The sequence below is a fragment of the Kribbella pittospori genome (genome assembly GCF_004331465.1).
In the GTDB taxonomy this organism is placed as follows: Bacteria; Actinomycetota; Actinomycetes; order Propionibacteriales; family Kribbellaceae; genus Kribbella; species Kribbella pittospori.
Genome location: NZ_SJKB01000015.1, coordinates 35,724 through 52,726, shown reverse-complemented (window position 1 = coordinate 52,726; position 17,003 = coordinate 35,724). Strand labels below are relative to the sequence as shown.

20 protein-coding genes are annotated in these 17,003 nt (G+C 68.5%); 15 read left to right on the top strand and 5 right to left on the bottom strand.

Translation table 11 applies throughout. From position 1 onward, the window contains the following. Window positions 1-61 precede the first annotated feature (61 nt). Window positions 62-661 carry a TetR/AcrR family transcriptional regulator gene (locus E0H73_RS35665; protein ID WP_202867717.1) on the bottom strand — a complete coding sequence of 200 codons (600 nt, stop codon included), beginning with the start codon at window positions 659-661 and terminating at the stop codon, window positions 62-64. Window positions 662-734: 73 nt separating this feature from the next. On the opposite strand from E0H73_RS35665, the gene E0H73_RS35660 reads away from it, so the two are divergent. The 4 genes from E0H73_RS35660 (at window position 735) to E0H73_RS35645 (ending at window position 4,904) form a co-directional block, all read left to right on the top strand. Beyond that, the gene (locus tag E0H73_RS35660; RefSeq protein ID WP_131363974.1) at window positions 735-1,880 is read left to right on the top strand and encodes an acyl-CoA dehydrogenase family protein; all 1,146 of its coding nucleotides are present in this window, start codon (window positions 735-737) and stop codon (window positions 1,878-1,880) included. Window positions 1,881-1,892: 12 nt separating this feature from the next. Continuing rightward, window positions 1,893-3,113, top strand: coding sequence for an acetyl-CoA C-acetyltransferase (locus E0H73_RS35655; protein WP_131363972.1), 1,221 nt, complete (start codon window positions 1,893-1,895; stop codon window positions 3,111-3,113). Beyond that, the gene (locus E0H73_RS35650) at window positions 3,113-3,868 is read left to right on the top strand and encodes an SDR family oxidoreductase (protein WP_131363970.1); all 756 of its coding nucleotides are present in this window, start codon (window positions 3,113-3,115) and stop codon (window positions 3,866-3,868) included. Before E0H73_RS35655 ends, E0H73_RS35650 begins: the two co-directional genes overlap by 1 nt. Before the next feature lie 64 nt (window positions 3,869-3,932). Continuing rightward, entirely contained in the window at window positions 3,933-4,904 is a 972-nt protein-coding gene (locus E0H73_RS35645) for a helix-turn-helix transcriptional regulator (RefSeq protein ID WP_131363968.1), read from the top strand. On the opposite strand, the gene E0H73_RS35640 is transcribed toward E0H73_RS35645, so the two are convergent. Further along, window positions 4,895-5,425, bottom strand: a complete 531-nt coding sequence (locus E0H73_RS35640) for a hypothetical protein (RefSeq protein WP_131363966.1) — start codon at window positions 5,423-5,425, stop codon at window positions 4,895-4,897. The genes E0H73_RS35645 and E0H73_RS35640 overlap by 10 nt on opposite strands. A 250-nt stretch (window positions 5,426-5,675) precedes the next feature. Between E0H73_RS35640 and E0H73_RS35635 the strand changes: the two genes are divergently transcribed. The 3 genes from E0H73_RS35635 (at window position 5,676) to E0H73_RS35625 (ending at window position 8,365) form a co-directional block, all read left to right on the top strand. Further along, window positions 5,676-6,584 carry a GNAT family N-acetyltransferase gene (locus tag E0H73_RS35635; protein WP_238164487.1) on the top strand — a complete coding sequence of 303 codons (909 nt, stop codon included), beginning with the start codon at window positions 5,676-5,678 and terminating at the stop codon, window positions 6,582-6,584. Then, complete coding sequence (locus E0H73_RS35630) at window positions 6,585-7,412, top strand: retropepsin-like aspartic protease (RefSeq protein WP_131363964.1); 828 nt, start codon at window positions 6,585-6,587, stop codon at window positions 7,410-7,412. 68 nt (window positions 7,413-7,480) lie between these two features. Beyond that, a complete protein-coding gene (locus E0H73_RS35625) occupies window positions 7,481-8,365 on the top strand; it encodes a GNAT family N-acetyltransferase (protein WP_131363962.1) in 885 nt (294 codons plus the stop codon). A gap of 79 nt (window positions 8,366-8,444) precedes the next feature. Here the strand turns inward: E0H73_RS35625 and E0H73_RS35620 are convergent, their stop codons facing one another. Then, window positions 8,445-8,900 carry a MaoC family dehydratase gene (locus E0H73_RS35620; RefSeq protein WP_131363960.1) on the bottom strand — a complete coding sequence of 152 codons (456 nt, stop codon included), beginning with the start codon at window positions 8,898-8,900 and terminating at the stop codon, window positions 8,445-8,447. 23 nt (window positions 8,901-8,923) lie between these two features. Then, window positions 8,924-9,679 (bottom strand): SDR family oxidoreductase, encoded by a 756-nt coding sequence (locus E0H73_RS35615; RefSeq protein ID WP_131363958.1) that lies wholly within the window; start codon window positions 9,677-9,679, stop codon window positions 8,924-8,926. A gap of 91 nt (window positions 9,680-9,770) precedes the next feature. Between E0H73_RS35615 and E0H73_RS35610 the strand changes: the two genes are divergently transcribed. The 5 genes from E0H73_RS35610 to E0H73_RS35590 all read left to right on the top strand — a co-directional run bounded on the left by E0H73_RS35610 (window position 9,771) and on the right by E0H73_RS35590 (window position 12,299). Further along, on the top strand, window positions 9,771-10,196 hold the full coding sequence (locus E0H73_RS35610; protein ID WP_238164486.1) for an acyl-CoA thioesterase: 426 nt from the start codon (window positions 9,771-9,773) through the stop codon (window positions 10,194-10,196). Then, window positions 10,193-10,612: an acyl-CoA thioesterase gene (locus E0H73_RS35605; protein ID WP_131363956.1), complete on the top strand. Its 420-nt coding sequence runs from the start codon at window positions 10,193-10,195 to the stop codon at window positions 10,610-10,612. The genes E0H73_RS35610 and E0H73_RS35605 overlap by 4 nt, the downstream gene beginning before the upstream one ends. Before the next feature lie 15 nt (window positions 10,613-10,627). Then, window positions 10,628-11,047 (top strand): globin, encoded by a 420-nt coding sequence (locus tag E0H73_RS35600; RefSeq protein WP_131363954.1) that lies wholly within the window; start codon window positions 10,628-10,630, stop codon window positions 11,045-11,047. A 28-nt stretch (window positions 11,048-11,075) separates the two neighbouring features. Continuing rightward, window positions 11,076-11,504, top strand: coding sequence for an OsmC family protein (locus E0H73_RS35595; RefSeq protein ID WP_131363952.1), 429 nt, complete (start codon window positions 11,076-11,078; stop codon window positions 11,502-11,504). Window positions 11,505-11,597: 93 nt separating this feature from the next. Then, complete coding sequence (locus E0H73_RS35590; protein ID WP_131363950.1) at window positions 11,598-12,299, top strand: GNAT family N-acetyltransferase; 702 nt, start codon at window positions 11,598-11,600, stop codon at window positions 12,297-12,299. On the opposite strand, the gene E0H73_RS35585 is transcribed toward E0H73_RS35590, so the two are convergent. Then, on the bottom strand, window positions 12,247-13,059 hold the full coding sequence (locus tag E0H73_RS35585) for a mechanosensitive ion channel family protein (RefSeq protein ID WP_131363948.1): 813 nt from the start codon (window positions 13,057-13,059) through the stop codon (window positions 12,247-12,249). The genes E0H73_RS35590 and E0H73_RS35585 overlap by 53 nt on opposite strands. Before the next feature lie 45 nt (window positions 13,060-13,104). Between E0H73_RS35585 and E0H73_RS35580 the strand changes: the two genes are divergently transcribed. From E0H73_RS35580 to E0H73_RS35570, 3 genes are all read left to right on the top strand, one after another. Then, window positions 13,105-14,106 carry a DUF2157 domain-containing protein gene (locus E0H73_RS35580; protein ID WP_131363946.1) on the top strand — a complete coding sequence of 334 codons (1,002 nt, stop codon included), beginning with the start codon at window positions 13,105-13,107 and terminating at the stop codon, window positions 14,104-14,106. Window positions 14,107-14,159: 53 nt separating this feature from the next. Continuing rightward, complete coding sequence (gene malQ / locus E0H73_RS35575; protein ID WP_131363944.1) at window positions 14,160-16,277, top strand: 4-alpha-glucanotransferase; 2,118 nt, start codon at window positions 14,160-14,162, stop codon at window positions 16,275-16,277. Window positions 16,278-16,399: 122 nt separating this feature from the next. Then, window positions 16,400-16,996, top strand: coding sequence for a lytic polysaccharide monooxygenase auxiliary activity family 9 protein (locus E0H73_RS35570; RefSeq protein ID WP_131363942.1), 597 nt, complete (start codon window positions 16,400-16,402; stop codon window positions 16,994-16,996). Window positions 16,997-17,003 lie beyond the last annotated feature (7 nt).

Genomic DNA, 17,003 nt, shown 5'->3' with positions numbered 1-17,003 from the left:
GCCGACATAGCGTGAGAAAGACCCCGCACCAGGTGGGTGCGGGGTCTTTCTGTGCCAAGACCTAGGCGCCGACCATCCGGTGTGCGAGGTCGGCGTACAGCTTGCCCAACGCCTCGGGGTCTCCTCGGTGTGGCGTGTACCAGCGGGCAACGTCGATGGACAGCGAGAGTACGGCGAGTGTCGTGCCCGGCAGGTCCGTCACCGCGAACGAGCCGTCGTGTACGCCGTCGGCCAGGACCTGCTCGATCTGCGTGGAGATGGCCCGGCGGATGGTCGCGACCTCGGCGAGGTGCTCGGGCGACAGCGCGGCCAGCTCGTACTGCACGACGCGGGCGATGGTGTGATGCTGCGCGTGCCACGCCGTGAAGGCGGAGACAAGTGAGCGGAGGCGGTCTGTGGGGGTCGAGCCGGTGTCGGCGGAACGCAGTACCTCCAACGCCGCGTTGTGGCCGTAGAGGCTGATCTCGAAGAGCAGGCGCTCCTTGGACGGGTAGTGCACGTAGAGCGCGGCCGGACTCATCCCTGCGCGGGAGGCGATGTCGCGCGTGGTGGTCGCCTGGAACCCGCGCTCGGCGAAGGCGTCGACGGCGCCGGTCAGCAGCCGGCGTGCGGCGGCCGGCTGGACATGCTCCCAAACCAGGGGACTGGTGACTGCGGACACGTTGACACCATGCACCGAACGCGTGAAGCTAAGCAAGCGCTTAGGCACCAATCTCACACCTCGGGGAGGCCAGATGGAGCGCGTCATCTTCAACGAGGATCACCACGCTTTCCGGGCCAGTGCGAAGGAGTACTGCGACCGTTCACTGGTGCCGCGGATGGAGCAGTTCCTCGAGGAGAAGACGGTCGACCGGGCCGCCTGGCTGGAGGCCGGCAAGCAGGGCTTCCTCGGCCTCGACGTGCCGGAGGAGTACGGCGGTTCGAGCGTCGGCGACTACCGCTTCAACGCGGTGTTCGCCGAAGAAGTGTCCAAGGTCTCCGCGTCGCTGTCGAGTTGCTTCGGCATCCACTTCGACTGCTGCGCGCCGTACATCGTCGATCTGGGCACCGAGGAGCAGAAGCAGCGGTGGCTGCCGAAGTTCTGCTCCGGTGAGTACGTCGCCGCGATCGCGATGACCGAGCCGTCCGGCGGCTCCGACCTGGCCGCTCTGAAGACGAGCGCGAAGAAGGCCGACGGCGGCTGGGTGGTGAACGGGTCGAAGACCTTCATCACCAACGGCGACATGGCCGACCTGGTCATCCTGGCGGCGCGCACCGATCCCTCCAAGGGCGCGAAGGGCATCACGCTGTTCGTGATCGAGGAGGGCATGGAGGGCTTCGCCCGCGGCCGCAAGCTGGACAAGGTCGGTCAGACCGAGTCCGGTACGTCGGAACTGTTCTTCTCTGATGTGTTCGTCGGCGACGACAACGTGCTCGGCGAGGTCGACCGCGGCTTCATCCACATGATGGAGCGGCTGGCCCAGGAGCGGGTCGGCGCCGCGGTGTCGAACATCGCGCAGGCCACCCAGATCCTGGCCGAGACGATCGACTACGTGAAGCAGCGCAAGGCGTTCGGCCAGCCGGTCGGCTCGTTCCAGTACAACAAGTTCCTGGTCGCCGAACTCGTCACCAAGGCCGAGGTCACCCAGGCGTACGTCGACAACGCGATCGTCGCGCACGACGAGGACCGGCTGTCTGCGGTGGACGCGGCCAAGGTCAAGTGGTGGAGTGCGCACGTACAGAACGAGATCCTGGACGCCTGTGTGCAACTGCATGGCGGCTACGGCTACATGAACGAGTACCGCGTCGCCCGCGCCTGGCGGGACGCCCGGGTGACGAAGATCTGGGCCGGCTCGAACGAGATCATGAAAGAACTCATCGGCCGCGACCTCGGCCTCTAGGAGGGACCCGGAATGCCTGAAGCAGTGATCGTGTCCACGGCCCGCTCGCCGATCGGCCGCGCGTACAAGGGATCGATGACCACGATCCGGCCGGACGACCTCGCCGTACAGATGATCCAGGCGGCGGTCGGCAAGGCCGGGCTGACCGGGGACCAGATCGAGGACCTGGCGCTCGGGTGTGCGGAGCCGCACGACGAGCACGGCGGCAACATGGCCCGCCGGGTCGCGATCCAGCTCGGCTGGGACAACACGCCGGCGACGACGGTCAACCGGTTCTGCGCCTCGTCGACACAGACCGCGCGGATGGCCTTCCACGCGATCAAGTCCGGTGAGGGCGACATCTTCGTCAGCGCCGGCGTCGAGTGCGTGTCGCGGTACAAGAACTTCGGCTCGGCCGGGGTCGGCGACCCGAGTTCGTTCAACCCGGTCTTCACCGACGCGGTGCAGCGGACGGAGAAGTACGCCGAGACCAACGACACCTGGCACGACCCGCGCGAGGACGGGCAGATCCCGGACGTCTACATCGCGATGGGCCAGACCGCGGAGAACGTGGCGACGCTCAGGGGCATCACCCGCGCCGAGCAGGACGCGTTCGGCGTTCGCTCGCAGAACCTGGCCGAGAAGGCGATCGGCAACGGCTTCTTCGAGCGCGAGATCGTCCCGGTGACGCTGCCCGACGGGACCGTGGTGAGCAAGGACGACGGACCGCGGGCGGGGACGACGCTGGAAGGTGTCGGTGGCCTCAAGCCGGTGTTCCGGCCGAACGGCACGGTCACGGCCGGCAACTGTTGCCCGCTGAACGATGGCGCAGCCGCGGTCGTGATCATGAGCGACACCAAGGCCCGTGAGCTCGGCCTGACCCCGCTGGCGCGGATCGTGTCGACCGGCGTGAGCGGTCTGTCGCCGGAGATCATGGGGCTCGGTCCGGTGGAGGCGTCGAAGCAGGCGCTGGCCCGGGCCGGCATGAGCATCAACGACATCGACCTGGTCGAGATCAACGAAGCGTTCGCGGTCCAGGTGATCGGCTCGGCGCGTGAGCTCGGGATCGACGAGGACAGGCTGAACGTGCACGGCGGCGCGATCGCGCTCGGGCATCCGTTCGGCTCGACCGGTGCGCGGATCATGACCACGCTCGTGAACGGGCTGCAGTTCGAGGACAAGCAGTTCGGCCTGGAGACCATGTGCGTCGGCGGCGGCCAGGGCATGGCGGTCGTCCTGGAGCGCCTCAGCTGATGGGTCTGGAGAACCGTACGGCGATCGTCACCGGGGCGTCCCGGGGGATCGGGCTGGCAGTCGCGCATCGCTTGGTGGCCGATGGAGCGCGTGTCGTCATTACCGGTCGCACCCAGGAGACGCTCGACCAGGCGGTCGAGTCCCTGGGCGGACGTGAGCACGCGCTTGCGGTCGCCGGGAAGGCCGCGGATCCCGAGCATCGGGCGACTGTGGTGGCCGCGGCGGTGGCGACGTACGGGTCGGTCGATCTGCTGGTGAACAACACCGGCATCAACCCGATCTACGGCAAGCTGCTCGACGTCGACCAGGCCGTCGCGGCCAAGATGGTCGACACCAACGTGCTGGCGACGATCGCCTGGGTGAAGGCATGCCGGGACGCGTGGATGCGGGCGCACGGCGGCGCCGTGGTCAACCTGTCCTCGGTGGCCGGTCTGGCGCCGTCGCCGGGCATCGGCTGGTACGGCGCGACCAAGGCGATGGTGTCGCGGGTGACCGCCGAGCTGGCCCTCGAGTTGGCACCGGAGATCCGGGTCAACGCGGTGGCTCCGGCGGTGGTGAAGACCAAGTTCGCCGGAGCCCTCTACGAAGGCCGTGAGGACAAGGTCGCCTCGACGTACCCGTTGCGCCGCTTGGGTACGCCGGAGGACGTCGCTTCGCTGGTGTGGTTCCTGCTGTCGGACGAGTCGTCGTGGATCACCGGTCAGACGATCACGATCGACGGCGGCCTCACCCTCAACGGCGGGATCGTCGGCTAGGGCTGCCGAGCAGGGTGCGCCTCGCGGGGTATATGCGACATCTTCTGTCGCATATTCTGAACCCGTGCGAGCCGACCGGTTGTTGCAGATCATCCTGCTGTTGCAGCGGCATGCGCGGTTGAGTGCGCGGGAGTTGGCCGAGCGGCTGGAGGTGTCGACGCGGACGGTGATGCGCGACATGGAGGCGTTGTCGGCGGCCGGCGTACCCGTCTATACCGAGCGTGGGCGCAACGGTGGGTGCGTGCTGCTGCCGGGGTATCGGGCTGACGTCAGCGGGCTGACGCCGCGGGAGGCGCAGGCGTTGTTCGCATGGTCGGGGCGGTCGGCACTGTCCGACGAGCTCGGCTTGCGCGATGCGTTGCAGTCCGCGATGGGGAAGCTGTCGGCGACCCTGCCGCTGGAGTTGCAGGACGACGCTGATGCGTTGTCGGGTGCGATCGTGGTCGATCGGCGCCGCTGGTTCGCGGAGGCCGAGGACACCGGGGCTCTGCCGGTACTACGGCAAGCGGTGGTGACGCGGAGACGGGTGCGACTGCAGTACGCGTCGGCGAGTGAAGGGCATCAACGCCGTACCGTCGATCCGTGGGGGCTGGTCGAGCAGGCCGGGCGGTGGTATCTCGTCGCGGCGCATCGTGGTGCGGCGCGGATGTATCGCGTGTCCCGGGTCGAGGAGGCCGACATCCTCGAGGAGGCCGCTGAGCGACCGGACGGACTGGATGTGCGGGCGGAGTGGGAGCGGCTGCGGTCCGGGCTCGAGCAGCACGCTCCGGTCGGCGTCGAGGTGGAGGTGCGGGTTCACCCGGAGCGCGTCGAGGTGATCCGGCGGATCGCCACGCCGATGGTGGCCAAGGGGACGAGGATCCGCGAAGTGCCCGCGGAGGACGAGTGGCCGCACCTCGCTCTGCACTTCCGTGTCCGTGAGGCCGCATCCGGCCTACTGCTCGCGTTCGGAAGCGACGTCGAAGTGGTCGAGCCGGTCGAGATGCGGACCAGGCTGCTGGAGCTGGCGACCGCTGCGGTCGCGACCTACGGCTGACGTCTGGCCACGAAGGTCTGGCGGAGGATGAAGTTGCCGTCGGCACCTTCATCCTCGTTGCGCCAGTGGAAGCCGGTCTCGGTGATGCCGGTGAAGGCCCAGCGGGTCTTGGCGGTCTGGGACTCGAGCGTGATGGTGTCCTCGGTCGCGTGCGCGACGAACGGCATCACGAACGCGGCCTTCGGGCCCATCCAGGTGGAGCGGAACGCGTTCAGCTCGGGGTCGTGGATGCGGATCGACAGACCCCACTCGCCGTCGCCGTCGACCGACCTGGCGGCCCGGCTCGGCGTGATCCAGATGTCGGCGACCGCGCGGCCGTCGAGGGCCCAGGCGAAGTGCCACTCGCCCTTGGTCGACCGGGTGACCGCACCGGTCTCGTCGTACCAGGCGACGTCGAGGTCCCAGCTGCCGATCAGTGGGGCGAACGGGGCGAAGGCCTCCGCGTACTCCGGCCGGGGTCCGTCGGACACCATCAGCCCGGCCAGGACCCGGGCTGCGGAAGCGCCATCGGTAATCTCCATAGGTGCTATTTACCCCTGACGCACCCGGGGGGTGTCAAGAGGATTCGGACTCCCCGCCGCCGGTGACCCCGTCGTGTCCCAGCACGATGGCACTTCCGGCGGTCGGGGCGATCAGTCCGACAGCACCGGGCAACTCTAATGCCCCGGCGTTCCACCACCGAATCGTCCGGAGCGCGCACCTGTTGCGATCACGTTGCTGTTCGCCCGTTATTCCGTGGCGACGCGGAGGGTGGCTGGTTATGGTCCGGGCATGACGACACCGGTGGTGATCCGGCAGGCCGTTGGCGACGACGCCGACGCCGTGGCTGAGGTACGACGTGCGGTCTACTCGTACAAGATCATGTCGCCGGCCGCGACGCGGCACATGATCACTGTGCAGGCGCCGGGCGAGCGGTTCCTGGCGCTGGTCGCCGAGTCCGGCGGTGAGCTGGTCGCCTGGGGATCAGCCGGTCTGAACGTCTGGACCAGCAGTCCGGGCCAGAGCCATCTGTCCATCTACGTCCACCCGGACCATCGCAAGCAGGGCATCGGCAGTGCGCTGGCCGAGCGGCTGCATCAGCACCTGAGTGAAGTAGGCGCTGTGCGGGTGCGGGCGTTCGTCCATCCCGACGGCCTCGAGTTCGCCCGCAACCTCGGGTACGACGGGACGCGGCTGATGCACTACTCCGGCGTCGACCCGCGGAAGCTCCCTGCGCAGCCGCCGACTCCGAACGGCATCGAACTCGTGACGTTCGACCAGGTCGATCCGCTCCAGGTCTACACCGCCGACACGGTCGCGTCGCTGGACGAGCCGAGTGATTCGCCGATCGATGCCGTCGGCTACGACGAGTGGCTCGACGAGATCTGGAACGGCCCGGCCCTGGACAAGTCGCTGAGTGTGGCCGCGATGGCGGGTGACGAGATGGCGGCGTTCACCGTGATCGAGACAGCCGGTGATCGTGCCTGGTCAGGTATGACCGGGACCGTCCCGGCGCACCGGGGTCGCGGTCTGGCCAAGCTGGTCAAGTCGGTCGCGCTCCGTCGCGCCGCCGACGCCGGCATCACCGCCGCCTACACCTCGAACGACGACGAGAACGGCCCGATGCTGGCCATCAACAACTGGCTCGGCTACCAACGCGTCCAGACGGAGTACGGCCTCCTGCGCACCCTCTCCGAATAGATGACAACCATCAGCTTCGACCGGGTGCAGCACCTGGTCCGGGTACGCGTGCGGCTCGGTGATGCGGAGTACCGCTTCCTCGTTGACACCGGCATCGGAATCACGGTCGTTGCCTCGGCCATCGCAAGTCGCGCCGACGTTCAGCCGACCGGCCAGACGTACACCGGGCGGCGGATGTCGGGCCAAGAGGTGGAGGCGCCGCTCGTCCGGCTGCCGATGCTCGCGCTTGGTGACTACTCCGTCGACGGGCATGTCGCCGGTGTCGCCGACCTCGGGGATGCGGACGATCCGAACGGTTTCGCCGGGATCCTCGGTCCTGGCTTCTTCGAGAACTACACGGTCACCACGGATCCGGACGCGATGACGCTGACCGTGCGACCGCGGGAGAGCTTCCACGCTGACGGTCCCGACGTTCCGCTCGACGTACGGCGGGACTCGGTGTCGGTGGATCCGTTCACCCAACTGGTGTTGCCGAGTGGGCGCGAGATCTGCGTCGAAGTGGACACCGGGTCGGACAGCCTGATCCTCGACACCCGGTTCATGGCCGACTGCGGTGTGGGTCTCGAGACCCCGGGGCTGACGACGCGGACCGGGACCGACGAGACCGGCTACGAGTGGACGCGGCACTGGGTGACGATTCCGGGCAGCGTGCACCTGGCGGGTGCGCCTGAAACCGCTCAATCGTCACCCAGGGTTCAGTTTCAGGACATCGTTCACGACGGGCTGGTTGGGGCAGGGTACCTGGAGCGGTACAGGATGACGTTCGACGTGACGGGCGCGCGATTGGTGCTCGGTCCCCGGAACGAAACGGCTGAGACACAGCTGTAATCGGGTCTGTATCCGGTCTGCACCTGATTGCGGGTTATGTTCCGGAGAACTTCGCTGAAGGAGTTCGCATGGAGATCAGGGCTGCCGAAACGGGGGATGTCGAAGGGGCGATCGCGTTGCACGATGCCCTCGCACCGTACTTGGTGGTCACGCGGACGGCGTTGACCCGCAGGCTGCAGGCTCCGCCCGAACTGGGACTGGGAACCTTCGCCGCGGTGGACGCGGGCGAGGTGGTGGGCTGGGCGTCGACCGCGCTGATCGCGGGGTCGGATCCGCTCGACGGGCAACTGCGAGTACTGGTCCGGCCGGACCACCGCGGCCGCGGGATCGGTGCGAAGTTGCTGGAGGCAACCCACGAGGACCTGCGCGCGGCCGGAGCGACCACCGCGCGGGTGTTCGCGGACCCGTCGACCGTGGAATGGGCGGCCCGCTGGGGCTACCGGCAGACCCGGCAGGTGCACTACGCAGGCATCTACCCACCCAAGGCACCCGACGTCCCGGGCGCCCCGACCGGAGTGGAGCTGGTCGCGCTGGACCAGGTCGACCCGCGCAAGCTGTACGAGGCCGACGAAGTTGCCCAGCGCACCAAACCTGGCGACGCCAAGATCACCACCCGGCCGTACGACGACTGGCTCGAGGGCATCTGGAACTCGCCGTCGATGGTGCTCGACCTCAGTACGGCGGCCCTGTACGACGGCGAGATCATCGCGTTCACCCTCGGCAACGGCGATCACACCAAGATCTGGTCCCAGATGACCGCGACGATGCCGGAGTATCGCGGCCGCGGGCTGGCCAAGCTGGTCAAGTGCGCCGCGCTCCACCGCGCCGCCGAGGCCGGCGTCCGTGGCGCCTACACCGCCAACTACGACGGCAACGCCCCGATGATCGCGGTCAACGAGTGGCTCGGCTACGACCGCGTCGCCACCCACGCCGTACTCATCTGCCCGCTCTGACCCACACCTTCTCCCTGCCCCCTCGCCCTCTGGCTGGCTGACACGGAGGACGTGGGGAGGGTGGGGTGGGGCGGGGGAGTCAGGGGACGAGCAGTACGACGGTCTCCGCGACGCAGGCGGGTTTGGTCGAGTTCTCCAGTTCGATGACCCAGTTGAGGGAGACCTGGACGCCGGCCGGCGTCTCGACGGCGTTGGAGATCGAGGCGCTCGCGCGGACGCGGGTGCCGACCGGGACCGGGGCCGGGAAACGCACCTTGTTGACGCCGTAGTTGAGCTTCGCGGTGACGCCGCTGACCGAGAACAGTTCGTCACCGAACCGCGCGATCAGGCTCAGGGTGAGGTAACCGTGCGCGATCGTCCCGCCGTACGGGCCCTGCTTGGCGCGCTCGACGTCGACGTGGATCCACTGGTGGTCGCCGGTGGCGTCGGCGAAGGTGTTCACCTGCTCCTGGGTGATCTCCAGCCACTGGCTCTCGCCCAGTTGGGTGCCGACCGCGTGCACGACCTCGTCGACACCGGTGAACGACTGCGCCATCTGCAACTCCCTCAATGCTGTGCTCAGTTTCGGGGTCCGCCGGCAACGTACAGGACCTGGCCGGAGACGAACCCGGCCTCCTCACTGCAGAAGAACGACGCCGCCGCAGCGATGTCCTCCGGCTTGCCGGTCCGGTTCACCGGGATCGCGGCCGCGTTCGCCTTCTTGAACTCCTCGAAGTCCACCCCGACCCGGGCCGCGGTGGCCGCGGTCATGTCGGTCTCGATGAACCCGGGCGCGATCGCGTTCGCGGTGATGCCGAACTTGCCCAGCTCGATCGCCAGCGTCTTCGCCAGGCCCTGCAGACCGGCCTTCGCAGACGCGTAGTTCGCCTGGCCGCGGTTGCCCAGCGCCGACGTGGAGGAGAGGAACACCATCCGGCCGTAGCCGGCCTCGACCATGTGCGCCTGGCAGGCGCGGGACATCAGGAAGCTGCCGCGCAGATGCACCGACATCACGGTGTCCCAGTCGTCCTCGGACATCTTGAACAGCAGGTTGTCGCGCAGTACGCCGGCGTTGTTCACCAGCACCGTCGGCGCGCCCAGCTCGGCGACCACCCGCTCGACGGCGGCGGTCACCTGGTCCGACTTGCTGACGTCGCAGCCGATCGCGATCGCCGTGCCGCCTGCCTCGGTGATCGCCTTGACGGTGCCCGCGCAGGCGCCCTCGTCGAGGTCGAGGACCGCCACCGCGTTCCCGTCCTTGGCGAGCCGCAGCGCGACGGCCGCGCCGATTCCCCGGGCCGACCCGGTCACGATCGCCACCCGCTGATCAGTCATCCGCGCTGCTCCTTCGCTCCGTGCTGCTGCCGGAGATGACATTACCCACGCTCCGTCACGCCGGAAGTACTCCGGATGCGATGATCGCCGTGTGGATCATCACAACCGCCATGTCTACTACTGCCCGCTGCGGTGGGGTGACATGGACGCCCTCGGGCATGTGAACAACGGACGGTACGTCGACTACCTGCAGGACGCCCGCGTCGACTTCCTGTTCCGGACCGCCAAGGAGCTCGGTGCGGACGACCTGGAGACCGGCCTGCTGGTGGCCCGTCACGAGGTCGAGTACCGCGCACCGCTGCACTTCCGGCCCGAGCCGGTGCGGATCGAGCTGTGGATCAGCGAGATCAAGGCCGCCTCGTTCACCGTGGACTACGAGATCCTCGACGCCGAGCCCGAGCGCCGGACGTACGTCGAGGCACGGACCCGCCTGGTGCCGTTCGACTTCGCCGCCAACCGCCTGCGCCGGATCAGCCCGGTCGAGCGCGAGGCCCTGTCGAAGCTGGTGGGCGCATGAAGTACACCCATCCAGTTCTGGTCCGGTGGTCGGACATCGACTCGTACGACCACGTCAACAACGTCCGGTACTTCGACTACCTGCAGGAGGCGCGGATCGCGTTCCTCGGCGAGGTCCTGGGCGTCACCGGCGACGTGTTCGCCGAACACTCGGTGGTCCTGGTCAGCCAGACCGTGGACTACCTGCGCCCGATCATGCTGCGGCACCCGCCGTACGACGTCGACGTGTGGGTCGACGCGGTCGGTACGACGTCGTACACGCTCGGCTCGTGGATCGTCGACCGCAGCGGTGAGAGCGAGGACGTGTACGCCAAGGCGGTGTCGGTACTCGTCGCCACGGACCCCGACACCCACGCCAAACGTCCCCTGTCGGCGTCCGAACGGGCAGCCCTGCTCAAGCACGTTGAGACGGCTTGAGACACTGGAACGGACATGAGTGACCAGCAGAGCTTTTATGACGCTGTCGGTGGGGCGGAGACCTTCCACCGTCTGGTGGCCGCGTTCTACCGCGGTGTTGCCGCCGACCCCGAACTCCGCGCGCTGTACCCGGAGGAGGACCTCGGTCCGGCCGAGGTGCGCTTCCGGATGTTCCTGGAGCAGTACTGGGGCGGTCCACGCACGTACTCCGAGCAGCGCGGGCACCCGCGGCTGCGGATGCGGCACGCCCCGTTCGCCGTCACCCCGCGCGCCCGGGACCTCTGGCTCGGCCACATGCGCGCGGCCCTGGACGAGATCGCCCTGACGCCGGAGCAGGACAACCAGATCTGGACGTACATGGTGATGGCGGCGCAGAGCATGGTGAACACCGACGAACCGCAGTACCCCGGCGCGATCGACGTGTCCGGCCGCTGACCCCCCTCTTCGAAGGAGAAACACGAGCATGGCTACCACTCGTACGGCCAAGGCCCACTGGGAAGGCTCGCTGATGGAGGGCGCCGGCAAGGTGTCCCTGGAGTCGTCCGGGATCGGCACCTACGACGTGACCTGGGCCTCCCGGGCGAACGAGGCGAACGGCAAGACCAGCCCAGAAGAGCTGATCGCGGCCGCACACTCGACCTGCTTCTCGATGGCGCTGTCGCACGCGCTGGCCGGTGCGGGCAACGCGCCGGAGTCGCTCGACACCCAGGCCGACGTGGACTTCCAGCCGGGTGAGGGCATCACCGGCATCAAGCTGTCCGTGAACGGCAAGGTCCCCGGCATCACCGCCGACGAGTTCGCCGAGTTCGCCGAGACCGCGAAGAAGAACTGCCCGGTCTCCCAGGCCCTGTCCGCCGTCCCGATCACCCTGGACGTCACCTTCACCGCCTGACAGCTCCACCCGACACCGACCAGGAGCAGTTGCGCCTGGTCGGTGTCGTGTTTCTGCGAGACAGTCCCGCGCGGTGCTGGGCATACTGCGTCAGTGCGCGACGATGCCGAACTGCTCGACAACCACCTCGCCTTTCTCGCCGCGCATCGCGGGGAGGTACGGCGGTCCGCAGCCGGGATCGAGGTGGTCGGGGAGGCGAGCGAGTTCTCGGCGTGGATCCCGCTAACCGCCGACGCAGACCTGCCGGAGGGTACGGCGACCGTGCGGTTGGTGCCGTGGAGCGGTGAGGGCTGGGAGGAGCGCCTGACGGCGGCCGGGTTCGAGCCTGCCGAGGTCCTCGTGCACATGGAGGCCCCGCCGGAAGCCGTCGACGGTGAGCCGCTGCCGGCGATCGACACGGACGAGGACGCGCGAGCCTTCGCCGAGGTGCAGGGTGCCGCCTTCCTCGACGACGACGATCCTGACATCGAGTGGTGGCGGGCGATGCTCCGCGAGCAGGCGGTCAAGAACTACTCCGCGCCGGAGCAGTCCCTCTACGTACTACGCGTCGACGGCGACCCGGCGTCGGTGACGCTGGTACTGCGGTCTGGACCGGTGACCGGGATCTACGCGGTAGCCACGAAACCGGCATACCGGGGACGCGGGCTGGCCTCGACGCTGCTCGCGCAGGCGCGCCGGGACGCGGCCGGTGGGCGGCTCACGCTGCAGGTGGTCGAGGGGTCGGACGCGGAGCGGCTCTATCTCAAGCTCGGCTTCCGTCCTGCTTTCCGCTCGCCGCACTTTCGTCGCCCTTAGCCTGGACCGCCGCCTCGACCTCTGCTGCCTCGGTCTCGGCCTCTTCCTTCTCCGTCGCGCTGCCGACGCCGGACGACCCGGAGCTGCGCGGGTCCCGGGTGGTCAGGTTGCCGACCCGGAGGACCTCGCCGTTGCGGACGTACCAGGTGGTGCCGTCCTCGCCCCGGAGTGTGGTGATGCGCAGCCCGACCGCGACGACCACGCCGGTCGCCTTCTCCATGTCGATGAGGTCGCCGACGCCGTACTGGTCCTCGAAGATCATGAACACGCCGGCCAGGAAGTCCTTCACCAGCGTCTGCGCGCCGAAGCCGAGCGCGACGCCGATGATGCTGGCGGACGCGATCACCGGCAGGATGTTGAATCCGAGCTCGGCCAGCACCATCACCACCAGGATGGACGTCAGCACGATCGTCACCGCACTGCACAGCAGGGAGGCGATCGTCTCGGCCCGCTGGGTCCGGCGTTCGTTGGCCAGGGTGTTCTCGACGAACACCTGGCCGCGTTTCGATTTCGCCAGCACGCCGGCGACGGCACCGTTCCCGGTCCGGCGGGCGAACCGGCGGATCACTTTGTGCAGCACCCAGCGGAGCAGGAAGAAACCGATGATCAGCCCGGCGATCCGGGCCGGGACCATGATGATCTGGTCGGTCACCTCCAGCTTGCCGTCGTTGCCCATCCGGAAGAACGTCGGGAAGGCCTCCGGCAGCGAAAACAGGGGGTGACTGATCGAGGACACAAGGTAGCTGGTCAGAATAGGCATCTCGCCGCCCGATCTTAGTAAGGCTGACAAGGGAGACGCGATCGCATGCCCAGCCGGCTGGATGACGAGCTGTCCCGGCTCGTGAGCGCTGGTGTGCTGCGCCCGTACCAGGCCGACGCTCTGCGGGATGCCGCGGACGCCGAGGTCACCGCCGCACTGGCCGATCCTGGGCGGGCCCGGCCGGAAGTTCCCGCCCAGCCACCGAAGCCGAAGGCCCCGCCGGTCGTGTCGCACGCAGGCGCGCTCATCGAGGTGCTCGGCTACATCGGCGGCGCACTCCTGCTCGGAGCGGTCGCGCTGCTGACGATCGCGAACTGGGGTGAGATGGGCCACGCCGCCCGCGTCACCACGGGGACCAGCGCCGCGATCGTCCTGCTCGGCGCTGCCGCGATCCTCGCGCTGCTGCGCCGTCAGGACCAGCTGAGTTCGGCGCTGGCGGCCCTCGGCTGCTGCGTGGCCGGTTTCGCGACGTACGTCGCCATCGAGGGGGAGACGGGGCGGGTCGTCGGCGTCGCGGTGGCGCTGGCGCTGGTCGCGATCGGGGTGTGGTGGCTGGCCGGCTCTTCGTTGCTTGTAGCAACGTTCGGGATCCTGGCCGTCGGTGTCCTGGTGCTGACCGCGGACGTGCTCACCCCGGACAACGGTACGGCGACCAACACGGCCGGGATCGCCGGGACCGGGTTCATCCTGGTGGCGTTCGTGATGGCGCTGCTCGGCCTGGTGCGGGACCAGGTGACCGCGTGGTCGCTGGCCGGCGCAGCGATGTTCAGCTCGTCGATCTGCTGGCTGGTTCAGGAGCGCGGCGAGATCATGGCTCTGGCCGTCGGCACGGCCGGTCCGGCCGCCCTGCTGGTCGCGTACGGTCGCCGGCACGCGTCGGCGTACGCCGTGGTGGGCTGCGCGATCCTGCTGGTCATCTGGCCGACCGCGCTCTACCAGTTGACCGACAACGTCGCGGGTGTGGCCATCGGTCTGGTCGTCGCCAGTGCCGCACTGCTGTTCGCCGTACTGCTGCTGAGTCGTCGCCGCTCCAACGCGAACCAGTGAACGCGGCGCGCGGCGTTACGCGGTACGGCGGTTGATGCGGCAGACTCGCTGAGGTGACTGCTCCTACTCCGGCCCTTGTCGAGCTAGCGGTTGCCCATGGGGTGGCGACGGAGTACTGGAACTGGCAGGGCGAGCATGTGATCGTCTCGAGCGAGGTCGTCGCCGCTGTGCTCGCCGCGCTGGGGGTGGACGCGTCCACGCCGGAGAAGGCGGCTGATGCGCTCGCGGAGCACCAGCAGACGCGCTGGCGTCGTACTTTGCCCGCCACTGTGGTGATGCGGGAGGGGTGGACGCCCTGGTTCGCGGTTCACCTGCCGCATGGGTCCAGCGCCGAGGTGTGGGTGGACCTGGAGGACGGCGGGCAGCGGCGGGACATCCCGCAGCAGGACCACTGGGTCGAGCCGGAGTGGATCGACGGTGTGCAGGTCGGTGAGGCGACGTTCCAGTTGCCGGGCGACCTGCCGCTCGGGTACCACCGGCTCTGCGCGCGGGTCGGGACCAGTCCGGAGATCTCGGTCGGCACGCTGATCGTCACGCCGCGCAAGCTGGAGCCGGAGAACCTGCGACGTACGTGGGGTTGGGTCCTACAGCTGTACTCGGTTCGCTCGCGCCGGTCGTGGGGGATCGGTGACCTGCATGACCTCGCCGACCTGGCTGCCTGGTCCGCGAACGATCTGGGCGCCGGCTTCGTGCTGGTGAACCCACTGCACGCCGCGGAGACGTCCGGCCGGATGGAGCCGTCGCCGTACCTGCCGGCCTCGCGGCGGTTCGCCAACCCGATCTACCTGCGGATCGAGGACATCGACGAGTACGGCGACCTTGCGCCGGCGGAGCGGGATCGCGTCCGGGCGCTCAGCCTGCAGACGCGGGCGCTGAGCGAGGACCCGACCGCACTGGACCGGGACACGGTCTGGGCGGCCAAACGGGAGGCGCTGCAGTTGCTGTTCGGCGTCCGGCCGTCGATCGGCCGGATCGCGGAGTACGGCGCCTACTGCGACCGCGAGAGCCAAGGGCTGATCGACTTCGCCACGTGGGCCGCGATCGCCGACGTGCACGGGCCGGAGTGGAGCAAGTGGCCCGAGGAACTGCAGGAGCCGGCCGCACCGGCTGTTGTTGCCTTCCGCAACGAGAATCCGGACGCAGTGGAGTTCCACTGCTGGCTGCAGTGGCAGATGGACGAGCAGCTGGCCCGCACCCAGGCGCGCGCGACGGCCGCGGGCATGTCGCTGGGCGTCGTACATGACCTGGCTGTCGGCGTACATCCGGATGGTGCGGACGCTTGGGCGCTGCAGAACGTGCTGGCGCCGGGCATCCATGTCGGTGCACCGCCGGACGCGTTCAACCAGCAGGGTCAGGACTGGTCGCAGCCGCCGTGGCGGCCGAACGCGCTGGCCGAGACCGGGTACGCCGCCTGGCGGGATCTGGTCCGGGCGGTGATGCGGCACGGCGGAGGGCTTCGGATCGACCACATCCTCGGCATGTTCCGCCTCTGGTGGGTGACGTCGCCGGAGCGGCCGACCGAGGGTACGTACGTCCGCTACGACCACGAGGCGCTGGTCGGCATCCTCGTACTCGAGGCGACGCGTGCCGGCGTGACCGTGGTGGGCGAGGATCTCGGCACGGTCGAGCCGTGGGTGCGTGACTACCTGACCGAGCGCGGCATCCTCGGTACGTCGGTGCTGTGGTTCGAGCGGGACCGGGACGGCAACCCGTTGGCACCGGAGCGCTGGCGTGAGCTCTGCCTGGCCACGGTGACCACCCACGACCTGCCTCCGACGGCCGGCTATCTCGCCGGTGACCACGTCGAGCTGCGCAACCGGCTCGGTCTGCTCACCAGACCGGTCGAGGAGGAGCTCGCAGTGGACGAGGCGGAGCGCGACTCGTGGCTGAACGCTCTCCGCGAGCGGCATCTACTCAGCAACAGCGATGGCGATGTGGAGCGCATCGTCGAGGCGCTCCACCAGTACGTCGCTCATACGCCGGCGAAGCTGGTCGGCGTGGCATTGACCGACGCTGTCGGAGAGCGCCGTACTCAGAACCAACCGGGCACCACGGACGAGTACCCGAACTGGCGCGTGCCGCTGGGCGGTCCGGACGGCCAGCCGGTGCTGATCGAGGACCTGCCCAACAACCAGCGCCTCCGCCGACTGATCGGCGCCCTGAATATCTAGCTTTCTGTACACGGTCGCTTACGAACCGTTGACAATAGATTTGAACGGTTGTTTTCTATGTGTCAACAAGAAGGCGCCTTCCTTCGCTGTCTCACCGCCCCAACAGTTGAAGGAGTCCTGGCATGCTGCGAGCACGCAAGCTCAGCCTGGCCGGAATCGCCGTCGGCGCATTGGCGCTGGCGGTCAGCACCTCCGTCCCGCTGGCCTACGGGCACGGGTACACGACCACGCCGATCAGTCGCGCGAAGCACTGCGCGAACGGCACCGTTCAGAACTGCGGCGCGATCCAGTGGGAGCCGCAGAGCACCGAAGCGCCGAAGGGGTTCCCGGCGTCCGGGCCCGCGGACGGTCTGCTCTGCTCCGCCGGCCTGGCCCAGTTCCACGAGCTGGATGACCAGCGCGGGGGAGCGTGGCCGGCCACTCAGCTCACCTCGGGTGCGAGCTACACGTTCAACTGGCACCTGACCGCACCGCACTCGACGACCGACTTCAAGTACTACATCACCAAGCAGGCGTGGGATCAGAACGCCCCACTCACCCGCGCCGCGCTCGACCTGAATCCGTTCCTGACGGTGCCGATGAACGGTGGTCGGCCGGCCAACGACGTCAGCCACCCAGGCACGCTGCCGAACCGGTCCGGACGGCACATGATCCTCGCGGTCTGGACCATCAACGACACGGCGAACGCCTTCTACCAGTGTTCGGACGTTAATTTCTGATTCAACG

What these genes read in the sequence shown, in the direction of transcription:
- E0H73_RS35660 (WP_131363974.1), top strand. Translation starts at nt 735, where the DNA reads ATGGAGCGCGTCATCTTCAACGAGGATCACCACGCTTTCCGGGCCAGT.
- E0H73_RS35655 (WP_131363972.1), top strand. Translation starts at nt 1,893, where the DNA reads ATGCCTGAAGCAGTGATCGTGTCCACGGCCCGCTCGCCGATCGGCCGC.
- E0H73_RS35650 (WP_131363970.1), top strand. Translation starts at nt 3,113, where the DNA reads ATGGGTCTGGAGAACCGTACGGCGATCGTCACCGGGGCGTCCCGGGGG.
- E0H73_RS35640 (WP_131363966.1), bottom strand. Translation starts at nt 5,425, where the DNA reads ATGGAGATTACCGATGGCGCTTCCGCAGCCCGGGTCCTGGCCGGGCTG.
- E0H73_RS35635 (WP_238164487.1), top strand. Translation starts at nt 5,676, where the DNA reads ATGACGACACCGGTGGTGATCCGGCAGGCCGTTGGCGACGACGCCGAC.
- E0H73_RS35630 (WP_131363964.1), top strand. Translation starts at nt 6,585, where the DNA reads ATGACAACCATCAGCTTCGACCGGGTGCAGCACCTGGTCCGGGTACGC.
- E0H73_RS35625 (WP_131363962.1), top strand. Translation starts at nt 7,481, where the DNA reads ATGGAGATCAGGGCTGCCGAAACGGGGGATGTCGAAGGGGCGATCGCG.
- E0H73_RS35620 (WP_131363960.1), bottom strand. Translation starts at nt 8,900, where the DNA reads ATGGCGCAGTCGTTCACCGGTGTCGACGAGGTCGTGCACGCGGTCGGC.
- E0H73_RS35615 (WP_131363958.1), bottom strand. Translation starts at nt 9,679, where the DNA reads ATGACTGATCAGCGGGTGGCGATCGTGACCGGGTCGGCCCGGGGAATC.
- E0H73_RS35605 (WP_131363956.1), top strand. Translation starts at nt 10,193, where the DNA reads ATGAAGTACACCCATCCAGTTCTGGTCCGGTGGTCGGACATCGACTCG.
- E0H73_RS35600 (WP_131363954.1), top strand. Translation starts at nt 10,628, where the DNA reads ATGAGTGACCAGCAGAGCTTTTATGACGCTGTCGGTGGGGCGGAGACC.
- E0H73_RS35595 (WP_131363952.1), top strand. Translation starts at nt 11,076, where the DNA reads ATGGCTACCACTCGTACGGCCAAGGCCCACTGGGAAGGCTCGCTGATG.
- E0H73_RS35585 (WP_131363948.1), bottom strand. Translation starts at nt 13,059, where the DNA reads ATGCCTATTCTGACCAGCTACCTTGTGTCCTCGATCAGTCACCCCCTG.
- E0H73_RS35580 (WP_131363946.1), top strand. Translation starts at nt 13,105, where the DNA reads ATGCCCAGCCGGCTGGATGACGAGCTGTCCCGGCTCGTGAGCGCTGGT.
- E0H73_RS35570 (WP_131363942.1), top strand. Translation starts at nt 16,400, where the DNA reads ATGCTGCGAGCACGCAAGCTCAGCCTGGCCGGAATCGCCGTCGGCGCA.